The organism is Bartonella sp. AA97HXZ (assembly GCF_042196985.1).
GTDB lineage: Bacteria > Pseudomonadota > Alphaproteobacteria > Rhizobiales > Rhizobiaceae > Bartonella.
In genome coordinates this window covers 14,335-29,833 of record NZ_JBHIRC010000015.1, presented here as the reverse complement: position 1 = coordinate 29,833, position 15,499 = coordinate 14,335, and the positions used below count along the sequence as shown (strand labels likewise).

Below are 15,499 nucleotides of genomic sequence, written 5' to 3'. Positions count from 1 at the left end.
GCAACAGACCATTTATTAAATGCGCTTTTTTTGCTTTGTTCAACATCCTGAGGGTGTAGAGAAAGATTTCCATAGTTCCCCAAAACTCCAAAGAATGTACGACCATATAAACTCTCAATCTCGTTTAACAAAACACCTGCTTCAAGTGCATTATAATCGAGCTCAGCACCATAGCCATATTCAAAAGCAGATAAATTGGAAGCATAATGATGGCTCCCCCCATAAGCACGCAGAAAAAAGGCTGTCTTTTCATTCTCTTTCCAAGAAGAATGAAAAGCATTCCGCATTGTCTCCAACGTCTTATTTTGCGTGATCATATCCACTAAACCAGCATGAAATAAGGCATTTGGCAAAAGAAGATAAGTTGGAACCTGTGGAACAACAGCTCTAATTTGGAGATTAGACTGAACATCAAGCGGTATAGAGAGATTAGATGAAGGATCTAAAGGTTCAGAGGACTGAGAAGGCTTTGGTTCAACAGGGACAGAAGGAGGAGAAACAGTATCCAGAGATGAAGTGTCCTCCGGAACAGAGGGCTTAGATGGCATAACCTCATCCGTAGAAGTCTCAACTGGAACAAATGGTGCAGGCATAGGCACAGCAGAAGGATTTTCTGGAACTGTTGGTACTGAGGGAGACGGAACTGGTGCAGAAGGAGTCAGCGTCGAATCCGTAGGGATAAATGTTTCAGACGGTTCAGATCCCTCAGGCAAAGAAGGTGTAGATGGTATAAGTGGAGGCTCAACAGAAGGGGGTTGTTCAGGTGAAATAGTCTCTGTTGGTCGTTTAGAAGGAACCGTCTCTTCTTCAGATTGAGGAGGTAAAACTGTAGACGTTGGCTTAGAAGCAGTTTCAGAAGAATCTAATTCAGGACCAATGTAAACACTTTCGAGACGAAAATCCCAAAAATCCCCTTCTCCAACAACCAATCTATTCTTTGGATCTGCATTTCCAGAAGAAGAACTTGGACCATAGACACGAAGTTTATATTGATAAGGAAATCCATTCACCGTAGTATAACTATTGGCTAACTTAAAAGAACTTTCCTCTGCTGTCCCAGCAACTTGAACAAGTGAAATACTTTGACTTCCTTTATTGCCAGCTTCTCCTTCTAAGGTTTTGGAAAATTTCTCCATCATGAGCAGTGTACTTCCCAAAACATTCCCGTAGATCAAAATACGATCAGTTTTTTGAGGATTAAACGAGCCGTCATTATTCACAAACGCACTCATCTTAATCTGCACATTTCCCTTTGCATTATAGGCTTCTTTATCATACTGTATCCCCTCTATTGGATTTATGTCATTTAGATTACTTCCTTTCTCAATATATACTTTTCCAATATATAGCGTTTGATAATCTTGAGATATAAATTTATCAAAAAAAATTGTGCTATCAGAAATGCTTATAGACGAAAGTAATGAATCTACAGGAAGAGATTCCTGCAAATCTGTATGTTTCCTTTTGGTGAGATACCATGCAGAGCCATTTGTTAATTCTAAGTGAACAGTTGATGCATCCTCAACACGAATACCCCCTGTAAGGGTAGAATCCTTTGCTTTCACCAATAGAGAAGAATTATTTTGAGCCTTTAACAATAAATCACCAGAGATCTTTGTCCTTTCTGTTAATTCAATAGTAGCTTCAGCTCCATAAATATCATCCCCCGTACTATAAATGGCAATACCATCAGGAACTGAAAAAGCTGTCTGTGACAAATGCAAAGATGCTTCACCCCAAACAATTTTTTCTACTTTTGAAAGTTTTTCACTCCCTACCTTAAACATATCACCCCATACATCTGGACCTAATCCATAAAAATACAGACCGTATACTCCCTCACCCTGAACAGAAATATTGTTTTTTTCTATCTTAATACTTGTCTTTTTAAACTCATTTGATGAAGCGTATTCTTGAACCAATTTACCTTCAGCATCTGCATAACCTGCAAAATTCGTAATCAAGAAGCCATGCATATCAGTGAGCTGAATAGAATCACCACGCAAATGAACATCACCACCCTGTGATATGTCAAAAGCTCTTGGAAATTCATCAATAGTTTCATTATCAACTACAATCGTATGTTTCTTACCTTTTCCCTGAATATTGGTTGTATCAATAAGATATTTTCCCCCAAATTGTGTTGAAAACGCACCAATCTCATGAAAAGTAATAGTACTGCCTGACATCCTAACGAATGCATCAGAACTACTCACAAATCCAATCCCTTTTGCATTCAAATTATCTGATACAATATCAATATTTACGCTCACTAAAGCAATATCGGTTTTTTTTCCTTCTGCACATACAGCTTGCAAACTACCTTCAATCTTCCCTCTATTCATCACAACTTGCCCGTTCTGAACACGAAAACCGGACATATCCTTAATATTTGAATTGGTTAGAACAAGCTTGCCATCATCTTTTACAGATGCACTATATAAAAATGACTGCTTTGGCCTATGCGAGATAATATTTGTCTCTAATAAATTTAAAACAGTTCCCTCTTTTTCTATAGAGAAGACAGCAATAAAATCATCTAGAGAAGAGACAGAAGGAGTATAATTTTTATTACTTATCGTATGTTTTTTACTATCGCTATATGTAAAAAAACTCCCTGATACATTACAGGAAGTTCCTAAATTATTAGGATTCGCATTAACACTCACGATTGGCAAAAAAGAAACAATAGCCGTTGTAATAAATAAAAATCTATACCCGCTTAATACATTAACCATAACTTTATTCCCAATTTGCCTTTCTCCCCTGTTAGTTAAAAATAAAAAACATTCCCCATAACATTAAGTTAAACACACTAAAAATAGCAAGTATAAAACTTAAATAATCACTTTATACTTCATAAAACACTCTATAACTTATGTAAAAATTACTCTATATTTCATAGGCACCTAAAAACGATAGTATAAACCGCCTGAAAAAATAATCCCTGAAAAACCACCTTTTCTAAGGCAATGCTGATAAGTTACATCTCCATGCAAAGAAGAGTTTGAAGACAACTGAGCCTTCAATCCCATTCCAGTTTCTAGAGAAGAGCCAAAAGCCCTTATTGGAATTCATCTCCAAACCGCACACGTTGTTTTCCTCTAAAACTAATGGCAAGCTGAAGCTTGCAATTGAAAGAAACAACAAGAGCCTCTTCAAAAGCAGCAAGCATCTTTCTTAAAGACCACCAACACGCATCACCCATAAATCAAGTTTTCCCATCTCAATATCAAAACCATCAATATCAGACGCCTTATCAAACCGCACATTTTGATAAATAACCTAAACCTGCGGATCAAAAATAACCCCTTTATGCCCTGTCATAAATGACTTGCCCGCAATCAATGAAGCACTCAAAGGTGTTTCCTTCAATGTTGCTGTCTTGCCTCTTGCTTGCGTGAGAACATCCCCTTTAAATAAACCATAGGAAAAAAGGACATCTATATAAAAGCCTGTATCATGCTGCATGCTGCCATATACTGTAATAGACCATTTATCAAATGTACTTTTTTGCTTTCTTTAACATCTTGAAGTTGTAGAGAGTTTTTTTCCATTATTCTTCATTATTCCAGAGCTCAAAGTGTGATGTGTATCCTCAATCGCATTGAGCAAGACACTTGCCTCTATACCATGAACATCAGAAACCTGAATCTTACCTTCATCAAAGGAAAGAACCACCCTGCTTCACACCAAACACAGATTGAGATAACGTAGCATTTCTACCACTTTTCTTTTCGCCATTTCCTGTAATAGAACTCTTTTTAAAAGAAGTTTTATTATCTTTTGACACAACCACTGCTGATGTAATCTTCTCAGATCTCTTTAATTCTAAAATTCCATCAGTTCCTGAAAGCCTTTTTCCCCTTTACTTTTTTGCGGCTTAATAACTATGTTATGAGTTCGTATTGTAAAAATAACACCTGTAGTCCTCCTATCCAATCCACTCATATATAACTTATTACGACTTCCAAAAGTACGAGAAGCATCAACTGTATCACACGAATGCGACTTAAAAAGAGAATTACACGAGGGGTTATAATCTTCTGCACTCACATCTATATTGTGCACGAAGAAAGAAATAGAGGTCGTAAGAGAACACACACACATAGCGTTTTAGTACTTTAATCATAATTTAGTCTAAACTTCCTTTATTTTATTCATAAAAAACTGAAAAGACACACCTAGTTCATCTACTTATTATGCACCGTTACATATAATTTGTTTTGTATTATATGTAAAGTCAAAAATCAGAAAAACGACACAACAAAACCGTGTTTTGTGCTTATGTCTTTCACAAAGGATGTATTAAAGAAAAATACAATTAAAAATGATAACTTAATCCACCAGAAAAATGCGTTCCGGAAAAGCCGTCACTCGTAAATTTATGCTGATAAATCAGATCACTATGAAAAATAATTTTGGGAGATAATTGCGAAAAAACACCAAATCCAGCTTCTAAAGAAGTCCCAAAGGAACCAAGCTGGAAGGCATCTTTAAAATATACAAATTGTTTATCATCAAAACTACGAATGAAATGAAGCTTACCATAGAATGAGAGAACATGTGCATCTTTATCTTTAGTAAATGTAAGTGTCTTCGTTAAATACCCACCAATACGCATCCCCCAATGATCTGGACTTCGCATATCAATATTAAAATTATCAATATCACGAGTCTTATGAAACTGGAGATTTTGATAAACAAACTGAACCTGTGGTTCAAAAATAAAATATCGGCTGCCTATCATAAACGTTTTACCAGCAATTAAAGAAACACTTAGGGGCTTCCCTCTCAATGCAGCCGTTTTACCTCGCTCAAGTGTGAGAACATTTCCATTAAACAAACCATAAGAGAAGAGACCATCCATATAGAGACCCGTATCATGCTGCATGCTTCCATATGCTGTTATTGTCCATTTATCAAATATACTTTCTTGACTTTGTTTAACCTTTCGAGGCTGCAAAGAAAGCTTGCCATAATTTCCCATAATCCCAAAAGATGTCGTACTGTATGCACTTTCGATTTTCTTGAGTAAAATACCTGCCTCTAGTGCATTATAATCAAGCTCACCGCCATAATCACCATATTTAAATGCAGACAAATTTGAAGTATAATGATGATGTCCACCGTAACCGCGCAAAAACAAAGCGGGATTTTCATCATTTTTCAACAACCGACCAGGAACAGTTCGCAGCGCTTGCAACTGCTTGCTTTGATTACTGATATCCATCAATCCAGCATAAAATAAGGTATTTGGCACAAGAATATAAGTCAAAACCTGTGGAACAACGACTCTCACATTTGGCTCAAAATGAGAAGAAGGCTCAAAAACAGATGCCGGAACAGAAGAACCAGACGCAGGTGGAGTAACAACAAAAGGAGTGGGTGAAACAGATGGCGGAACAAGTGAACCAGATGCAACTGGGGAAACAACAGAAGGAGTGGGTGAAACATGCGGCGGAACAAGTGAACCAGATGCAACTGGGGAAACAACAGAAGAAGTGGATGAAACAGATGACGGAACAGGTGAACCAGATGCAACTGGGGAAACAACAGAAGGAGTAGGTGAAACATGCGGCGGAACAAGTGAACCAGATGCAACTGGGGAAACAACAGAAGGAGTGGATGAAACAGATGACGGAACAGGTGAACCAGATGCAACTGGGGAAACAACAGAAGGAGTGGGTGAAACATGCGGCGGAACAGGTGAACCAGATGCAGGTGGAGAAACTGGATTAGATTCAGCAATAGCGGGAACAACAGGTGCAAGAGAGGAAAGAGGATTGGGGATCTCAAGTACAAAAACATCAGATACATTAGGTGTGGTCGTAAGATGGGAATCCCTATCAGGAGAATCTACAGGAGAAGAAAGACTTGGCTCCTGAGACTTTTGCTGAGAGTTAGAATCAATAGAACCATCCTCACCTCCAGTAATATTAGGATGAATTTTAGAAAAAGAAGGAATATCATCAGAAGAAGGGGGGACAACCAAATCAAGAACAGGAAAAACTTTAGTGGAATCAACAAATTGACTTTCAAGTCGGAAATCCCAAAATGTTCCAGAGTTTTTAAGCACTCTTTGATTGGAATCTGCCGCCCCTAAAGAAGAGCCTGGACCATAACTCTTAAGATGATACTGATAGGGGGAGGCTTCAAGTGTGACATACCCCCCCTTTAACTGAAAAGAATCTTCCATGGCTTTTCCATAAACCTGAATAATGGAAATCCCCTGATTATTACCACCATCTCCCGTCAATGCCCCTGGACTTCCAGGAATCTTATAAACATGAACTGTTGTTTTTCCTTCAAGATCACCATTGATTAAAAGCCGGTCAGTTTTTTGCTCTTGCAGAGCTCCGCCTTTATCCAAATATGCATTAAGATAAAGATTCACATCACCGTGCGCTTTATAGACAGTCCCAAATCCTTTTCCAATGAGAAGTGTCTGATAACCATTTGTTTTTTTAGATTTTAATTCTTCAAAAACAAGAGAACTATCCGTAAGATTAACCGATGAAATAGAAGAATAATCTTTTAACCTAGAACCAGAAGCATCAGAATTTTGCAATTTGTCATATTTTGGTCGCGATAAAATCCACTTTGAACCATTTTTTAAATCTATCTTAGCTGTAGAACTTTCATCAACATGTGCGCCTCCTACAAGGGTAGAAGCATCAGCCTCAATCTTTACATTAGAACGCTCAACAGCTTTCAGGAGTGAATCTCCAGAAATTTTTGAATGTTGTGAGAGTTTAACAGAACTTTCGAATTCACGACTATAAATAGCCGTACTTTCTGGAGCCATAAAAGTTGTCTTTGTCACATGGACAGTCCCTTTTCCAGGTATAATTGTTTTTTTATCATTTAAGACAGCTTCCCAAAAAAAGTGCATACCATTAAATCCATTCCCTCTCACAAAAACATTGGAATATTTTATATGAGCAGCATTATGGTTATTCCCCTGCACTACAATGCCATGAACATTGTCGACATTAACGTTTCCCTTCTGGAAATTAAGAGAGCCTTTCCCCTGAAGCATACTAAAAGCAGAACCTTCACGATGATTATCTGTATTTGTTCCCTGTTTCCCCCTCCCAGTAATAGAAACGCCCTCTAAATTAATTTCTCCATCTCCTCCTGTTTGAACACCAATACCATCAGCAAAATCAATTTTTCCTCCTTTCATATAAATTTTTGCACCATTATGACTCAAAAGACCTATCGCATCAGAAGATGTCTTAATCTCTGTCTTGGTCAAAGAAACAAACGACCCTTTACCCCCAACACTGATCCCCATTCTGGTTGCTTTAATCACCCCATCCTGCATTTCAAAAGCTCCCTCATCATTAATATCGGCCCCTATCGACACGTTATTTAACATGGAATCAAATAGAGCAACGCCTCCCCCATTTGAGGACTTTACAGCTGTTGTCCAAGCGTTTGTTTCTGAATGTCCATGTGCATTCGAAATACCGTTAATGATTATAGCCTCTCCCTCAATGACTGTATTTTTCCCTGATGCCTCTATGGCAGCATCAGAACTTTCACCCGTAAGTTGATAAGTTTTCTTGGTAATTTCATGCGTTTTACCATCATTACAGCGATAAAATGAGGCACTTTCGTTACATGAATATGGCTTCTTCTCAGAAGAAATCTCACCTGCATCAGTATTGTATACAAAGAAAAAAATAACCGTTGTAAAATGATATAAAGAGAGATGATTTTTAAACATAATTTTCTACAAACTTTCTTCCCCTTCTCTAAAAACAAAAAACACGCGTTCTGTTTAATAACTTTGGTTACGCGTGATAATTTAAAATACGTTTTGTATTTTATATATCCACCCTATGTTTTATGTAAAGCCAGAATCCCAAAATATCACAATTTAAAATTGTATTATTTATAAAAACGCGTAAAAATATAGATAGAAATAAAAATTCCACCCCAAAGCAGTGATTTCAAGAGAATTTAATAAAAATAAACTCAAAGAAGAAAAACAGCATAAGAAGCAAAAACTGCAAACCAGAAAGCCTTATCTCGTTTCTAAAAAGAAACAAACTAGCTCATGCAAAAAAACATTTTTTTAAAAAACTTATTTAAAAAGTTGCAAACAAATAATAAAAAACCACAAGCATAGCTTGTGGTTTTTTAAACAACTTACCTCAAGATGATCATCCTAAAAACGATAGCGCAATCCACCAGAAAAACTGATTCCAGAAAAACCACCTTTACTTAACTTATGCTGATAAACCAAATCACCATGAAGCGCAAATTTTTGAGACAAGCGAGCATTAAGACCTAATCCAGCCTCTAGAGAAGAACCAAAAGCCCCTAACTGGAAAGAATCTTTAAAGCGCACAGACCTTTCTTTTCCAAAATCATGGGCAAAATGAATCTTTCCATAAAAAGAAACATCACGATCTTTTTCAGACGCAGTAAGAGTCTTTATCAAGCGACCACCCATACGCACCATCAATTGATCAAGTTTATCCATCTCAATATTAAAATTATCAATATCGCGGGCCTCATTAAATTGAAGATGCTGATAAACAACCTGAACCTGTGGATCAAAAACAACACCTTCATATCCTGTGGCAATTTTCTGACCACTCATCAAGGAAACACTTAAAGGGTTACCCTTCAATGTTGCCGTTTTACCCCGCGCAGTTGTCAGAACATCTCCCTTAAACAGACCATAAGATAACAAACCATCAACATAGAATCCTACATCATGCTGCATACTTCCATAAACTGTAGCAGTCCATTTATCAAATGTACTTTTTTGGCTTTGTGCAACATCTCGAGGTTGTAGAGAAAGCTTTCCATAAGACCCCATCACCCCAAAGGATATAACACTGTCAACATTTTCAACAGTTTGTAGCAAAACACCTGTCTCTAGTGCATAGTACCCTAGATCTCCCCCATAACCATATTCAAGCGCAGATAAATCTGAGGCATAACGATAACTTCCACCATAGCCACGCAAAAATGAAGCAGAATTTTCATGAATTTGCAACATTCCACTAAGATTAGTCCGTACTATCTCCAACTGCTTGTTTTGATTGCTGATATCTATCAAACCAGCGTGGAACAAACTATTCGGCAAAAGTAGATAAGTTGGCACCTGAGGAACAACAGATCTTACACCTCGTTGAGACGGAGAAACATTTTCAATTTCAGAAAGACTATCTGTAGAAGACGCTGGAACAACATCACCAGAAGATTCGGGAATAATATCCTCAACAGAAGCACGTGCAGGAGGTGTACGTTGAGAAACCATAGGAGTTTCTCTATAATCAGCAGTTTGAACATATTCATTTTCTAAACGAAAATTCCAAAATGCTCCTCCGTTCAAAGCAAATCTCTGTTTAACATGCTCCTCCCCTCTAGTAACACTTGGGCCATAAGAACGAAGAACATATTTATAAGGCGCGCCATTTAATGCAACATACTGCCCATTCAGTTGAAAAGAGTCATACGATGCATCTCCATAAACTTGAATAATTGAAACACTATGCGCTTTTTCGTTTTTTTCTTCTAAACCTCCCGCAACCCCTTGTATATGGACTATAGTTCTTCCCTTAACGTCACCATGAATGAGAAGCCGATCCGTTACTTGATGATCACTTGTATCACTAGGATTTAAACGTGCATTCAAATGAATCCAAGCATCACCAAAAGCCTGATAAACAATACCTGTTCCTTTTCCAATATAAAGCGTTTGATATGCATGATTAGTACTGGACTTTGGTTTTTCAAAAGTAATGGAACTATTAGAAAGGTGTACCGATGAAATAAACGAAACACCTCTATAATTAGGATCTTGTAATTTTTTCTGTCTTGGTTGCAATAAAGCCCACTGTGAATTATTTCCCAAGATAAGGTCGACTTTAGAACTGTTATCAACCTGAGTTTGACCGACAAGTGCAGAAGCATCAGCAACAACCTCTATAGAAGAGTTACGATCAGCCTTCAGCAACAAATCCCCAAAAAGCTTTGTTTCCTTTAAAAATATTTTAGATTTTCCAGATTGACTGCTATAAACAGCTATACTATCTGGAACGACAAAACGCGTCTTTTTCAAATCAACGCGCAATGATTTTCCCTCTGACGAACCTTCTGATGCTGCCACACCTTCAAAGTGTATACCATAAAATGCATTACCTTTCACTGTAATATTGGAATCTCCAATATTAATCTGAGGAGCTTTATCTCCCTGCAATAAAAGCCCATGAGCATCAGTAACATCAACAGAACCTTTCATAAACTGAACATAACCATCTTCAGATATATGAAAAGCTGCCTGACGACCTGCATCCAGCCCTTGATCATCCTTGCCGGTACTCCCCTTGCCGGTAATAGAGACACCCTCTAAAATAAGATATCCTTTTTCTTCTGCTTTAACCCCAACTCTCCCTAGGCTAATTTGCGTATTCGTTAAATCAACACCACTTTGAGATTTTCCTCCAGCAAAAGCCCCCACTTTGATTGCATCAATTGATCCACCAGACATTACGATGAATCCACCTTGAGCTTCCACCCCCACTAAAACCCCACTCAACGTGGAATCGCTCAGAAAGACGCCCGCTTCTTCTGATACCTTTACTCCATATTTCCAAAAATTGTTTTCCGAGTTATTCTTTTCATCCAAAATACCCTTAACAGTTATATTCTTGCCACGAATAATTGTACCTTCCTTAGACGCCTCCATGGCTCCATGAACACCATTAACATTTTTATCCATTAACGAATAAACTTTATTATTAATTTCGTGCGCTCCACCATCAGAACACTGATAAAATGCTGCATTCTGATCACATGAAGACTGCTTTTTTCCAGAGATAACCTGAGATTCAGCATTGCGTGCAAAAACACCAACATTGTGTGTCAAAAAAAGAAGTGCCGTTGTAAAAGTACATAAGGAGAAGCGATTTTTAAATAGATTGACCATAATTCCACCATAACCCCCCTCTTCTTACTAAGATCTACACATAACGTATCAAAAAACTTAACCAAAAGAAAAATATTTAATACGTTTAGGTTTTAATATCGTGAGTTTATTAATATTTTTTGTGTTTTATGTAAATATGGAATAAAAAAATTACTCGAAAATACAATCTAAATCTGTCGCTTTTACAAAGAATTTGCAAAAATATAACTGAAGAACGACAGAAAAATCACCTTTAACGTTGTTAGTCAAAAACACCCTTAGTCAGTTGACATGCATTAAGAACACCTACTTTAACTGCCGTCTAATCACCGCCAGAACGGATATAATCAACATCCTTACGATAATATTATATTGAAACAGTGTACACTCTGTAAGCAGACAAAACATATGCCAAAATTGAGAAACAAGAGTTCACATATGCCTTTTAGGCAATCTTCATGGTAAGACAGTCTAATAAAAAGTAGGAACGTGTAAAAATCAGTTCCGATTTTACCTTTTCCTTTTAATTCAACTTTACAATATTCAAAAACATTCAGAGCCATATTTTAAAAAGTGAAGATGACACATGACTTCATCTTTTTATTTATGCATTTAAAGAAAACACACTTTCAAAAAACAATACGTCATTATGTTTCTCATTCACCAATTTTCTCAGATATCTCTCATTTTTTCCATCCCCATTTCACAACGACAGCGGATATAATATCAAGTTCATCGGATACAGCCCTCATTGTGCCTGAGTAGCATCTTTGTCTTTGCTAATTTCTAATATTGTAAATCCTCTCCTCTTAATATAATTCCCCAAATTATATTGACTCCTTTCTTAAATGATTATCCACCTGCCAATTTTACATATAATAGACAAAGGAATGCTTTTTATGGATTCATCATAAAATCCTTGAAAATATTTCAGCACCCTAAATTAAAAATATCTTTATAAATCAAAACATTATAAATAATATAATAATCACTCTGAAATACGCGTTTTGAAACAATAACGTACAAACTCTTCAGACTTTTCAAAAAAATGAAAGAAGTCCAACCTAAAAGCATATTAAAGATATGCAAAGTCATACTCTCGTAAAAATGCTATAACACAAGATGAATAGATAATGAGAAAAGCCACAAGTACAACTTGTGGCTTTTTGAAAGATTAATCAAAAACAGGAACAACACTAGAAATGATAACGCAATCCACCTGAAAAACTCGTTCCAGAAAAACCAGCTTTCGTTAGTTTGTGCTGATAAACCAAATCGCCGTAAAGCGCAAATTTTTGAGACAATTGGGCATTAAAACCTAATCCTGTTTCTAATGAAGAACCAAAAGCACCTAGCTGGAAAGCATCTTTAAAATGCACAAATTGTTTTCCTTCAAAACCATGAGCAAGATGAAGCTTGCCATAGAAAGAAACAACCTGAGCCTCATCAGTAGCAACCAGCCTCTTTGTTAAACGCCCTCCAACACGCCCTACCCACTGATGAAGCTTTCCTAAATCAATATCAAAGCCATCCACATCACGCACCTTATTAAATTGAAGATATTGATAAACAACCTGAACTTGCGGATCAAAAACAAAACCGTCTTCCCCCACCATAAACGTTTTACCAGCAGTCAATGAAGCACTTAAAGGGAAACCCTTTAATGTTGCCGTCTTGCCACGTGCAGTTGTTAGAACATCACCTTTAAACAAGCCGTAAGACACAAGACCATCAACGTAAAAACCTGCATCATGCTGCATACCACCATATGCCGTAACTGACCATTTATCAAATGTACTTTTTTGACTCTGCTCAACATTCAAAGGTTGCAAAGAAAATCTCTCGTAAGCCCCGATAACTCCAAAAGAAGTGGAACCATACATATTTTCGATTGCTTTCAGCAAAACACCTGCCTCTAGTGCATTATAATCAAACTCGCCGCCATAACCATATTCAAGCGTGGAAAGATTTGAAGTATAACGATGATTGCCGCCATAACCGCTCACAAAAAAGAGAGGATTTTCACGACTTTCTAATAAGCCCCCAGAAGTAATTCGCAAAGCTTCTAACCGCTTATTTTGATTGTTAACATTCATCAAACCAATATGACGTAAGGCATTAGGCAAAAGGAGATAAGTCGGAACCTGCGGAACAACAGCCTTAACGCCCGGCTTAGGACGAGGATGAGGCTCCGGAGCTGGTTCTGGAGAAGGTTCTGGTCTCGGAATTGGCTTAGGAGCAGGATCTGGTTTAGGTTGAACATCAGAATCTATAGACCTACTTTCAAGGCGAAAATCCCAAAATTCCCCGTTACCTTCAACTAATCTCTGATCCATACTTGCTTTTCCAAACTCAGATTCTGGACCATAACTATAAAGCTTATACTGATAAGGTAATTCGTTTAAGGCTACATAACCACCTTCCAACTGAAAAGAATCTTGCTTTGCTTCTCCAGAAACCTGAATGATTGAAATACCTTCAGCATTCCCCCCCTTTCCCGTATATCCTCCTGGACTTCCTGCAACTCCATGCACTTGGAGCTTTGTTTTTCCCGAAACATCACCATGAATTAAAACACGATCAGTCTTTTGATGATTAAGAGCACCACCACTATTCAGATATGTATTAAGGGAAATAGAGGCACCTTCCCGTGCTCTATAAACCTCACCCTTTCCCTTTCCAATACGAAGAGTTTGATAATTATCAACAGAAGAAGATTCATGTCTTTTAAAATTAATAGAGCTATCACCCATAAGACTAACGAGTGAAATAGAAGAATCATGTGCAGCCCCATGTTGATCTTTTTGCAGCGGTTGTTGTAAAATCCATGTAGAACGACCTCCTAAATAAAGTTCGGCATTAGAGTCTTTATCAACGTGTGTGCGACCTTCAAGCGTAGAAGCATCAGCCAAAACGATCACAGATGCCCCTTTCTCAGCTTTTAATAAAAAATTCCCTGAACGAAGAGTGCTTTTCATCAAACTCACCGCACCAGAAATAACATTGCTGCCATAAAGAGCGGTATCGTCTTCAACAGAAAACTCTGTTGTATCCAAATTAACAACTTCCAATCGTGGTGGAGCTTTTTCTTCCTCTAATGAAATCTCTTCTTTTTTACCTCCACCTTCGCTCCATGGCTTCTCTCCCTGAAAATAGATACCATAAGATCCCTCACCCTTTACTGTAATAGAAGAAGACTTAAAGTTAGCCTCGGTCACATAAAAGTTATTCGATAAATCTTCAGTTTCATCTTTTGAGTCAGAGCGTTCTGGTACAACACTAAAAGGCTTGACGGGATTTTCTAATAATATACCATGTGCACCCTCAACCTTAATAGTCCCCCCTGTAAACTCAACACGCCCCCCTTCATCCATTAAAAAAGCTGCATCATTTTTGTCTTTGTGGCCCTTTCCAGTAAGAGTGACACCATCGAGAATCACCGTCCCTCCCAACATCGCAGAAATCCCATGACTGTTGGTAAAGTTAACCTCCCCACCTTCCACCCAAATATCTGCCCCGCTATAACTGGAAAGACTTGCCTTCCCATCACGCGTATTAACTTTTGCACCCTCTAAAATAACCAATGAATTCCCCACAGCTTCAACAGCCCTATCACTGTCCTCTATAATCCCCTGCTTTACCTCAATGATTCCATTATGAGCAAAAAGAGCTAACTTTGTATTTTTAAGCGTCGTTTTTTTCAAAACAATCTTTCCATCATCGGATACAGCCACACCACGCAAAAAAGATTTATCAGAAATTTCACTGCTAACAGTTACATTTTCTCCATCAACTCTGGACCCTATCCGCTTCACCGTTATAGCAGTAGGATCATCAGGATAGTTGGAAACATTTTCGTTCGTAATTGTATAAGATTTATTATCAATTTTAGATTCCCCGCAATTATCGCATATATAATATAATCCACTATAGTAATAAAACCCAGGATTTACTCCTCTTCCATCAGAGTCTGCATCTTTAACAGAGTTATCTACATTATCCTTATGTCCATTCCATCCATCCACTCCACTCAGCTTACGATAGTCACTCCCCCCACGAATACCCTCATCGTTATTGCCAACATTAATCATATTAGAAGGGTAATAATTATCCCCACTCTCTCCACTAAGAGGAAGCTTATGCTTATTATTCCCGCTAAGATAAGGAGAAGAATTAGCAGAGACAACTGGGATAACCTTTATAACATAAGGTTTACTATCCTTCCCCTCTGCAGCCGCATACACTTCTCTTCCATTTTGAAGCAAAGAGAGGATAGCTGTTGTACAAGCACATAAACATACATGATTTCTAAAAACTTTAATCATAGTTCCCTCGAAACTTTCCTTCCCCTCTCATTAAAAACAAAAGCACTTACAAAACACCCCCTTGCACACCTCAAAAATACGAAAAGTGTAACAAAAGAACATGCCTCATGCTTATTTGAACTGTGCAATGAATTATCCCAATAAATTTGGCAAAAGCTCTACGCTAAAAACCATCTATAAGAGAATAACAACAAAACACAATTTATAAGTGTATAATGCATTCTGTATTTCGTGTAAAGAA

General features: G+C 37.6%; 4 protein-coding genes and 1 pseudogene. All 5 read right to left on the bottom strand.

From position 1 onward, the window contains the following. Positions 1–2,738 (bottom strand): autotransporter outer membrane beta-barrel domain-containing protein (locus tag ACFINE_RS07950; protein WP_375621646.1); only part of this gene is annotated, 2,738 nt, incomplete at its 3' end. A 171-nt stretch (positions 2,739–2,909) separates the two neighbouring features. Continuing rightward, positions 2,910–3,636: pseudogene (locus ACFINE_RS07945) on the bottom strand (autotransporter outer membrane beta-barrel domain-containing protein); the annotation flags it as partial. A 688-nt stretch (positions 3,637–4,324) separates the two neighbouring features. Further along, on the bottom strand, positions 4,325–7,735 hold the full coding sequence (locus ACFINE_RS07940) for an autotransporter outer membrane beta-barrel domain-containing protein (RefSeq protein WP_375621645.1): 3,411 nt from the start codon (positions 7,733–7,735) through the stop codon (positions 4,325–4,327). 444 nt (positions 7,736–8,179) lie between these two features. Beyond that, the gene (locus tag ACFINE_RS07935) at positions 8,180–10,954 is read right to left on the bottom strand and encodes an autotransporter outer membrane beta-barrel domain-containing protein (protein ID WP_375621644.1); all 2,775 of its coding nucleotides are present in this window, start codon (positions 10,952–10,954) and stop codon (positions 8,180–8,182) included. 1,175 nt (positions 10,955–12,129) lie between these two features. Continuing rightward, a complete protein-coding gene (locus ACFINE_RS07930) occupies positions 12,130–15,258 on the bottom strand; it encodes an autotransporter outer membrane beta-barrel domain-containing protein (protein ID WP_375621643.1) in 3,129 nt (1,042 codons plus the stop codon). Between the last annotated feature and the right edge of the window lie 241 nt (positions 15,259–15,499).

What these genes read in the sequence shown, in the direction of transcription:
- ACFINE_RS07940 (WP_375621645.1), bottom strand. Translation starts at nt 7,735, where the DNA reads ATGTTTAAAAATCATCTCTCTTTATATCATTTTACAACGGTTATTTTT.
- ACFINE_RS07935 (WP_375621644.1), bottom strand. Translation starts at nt 10,954, where the DNA reads ATGGTCAATCTATTTAAAAATCGCTTCTCCTTATGTACTTTTACAACG.
- ACFINE_RS07930 (WP_375621643.1), bottom strand. Translation starts at nt 15,258, where the DNA reads ATGATTAAAGTTTTTAGAAATCATGTATGTTTATGTGCTTGTACAACA.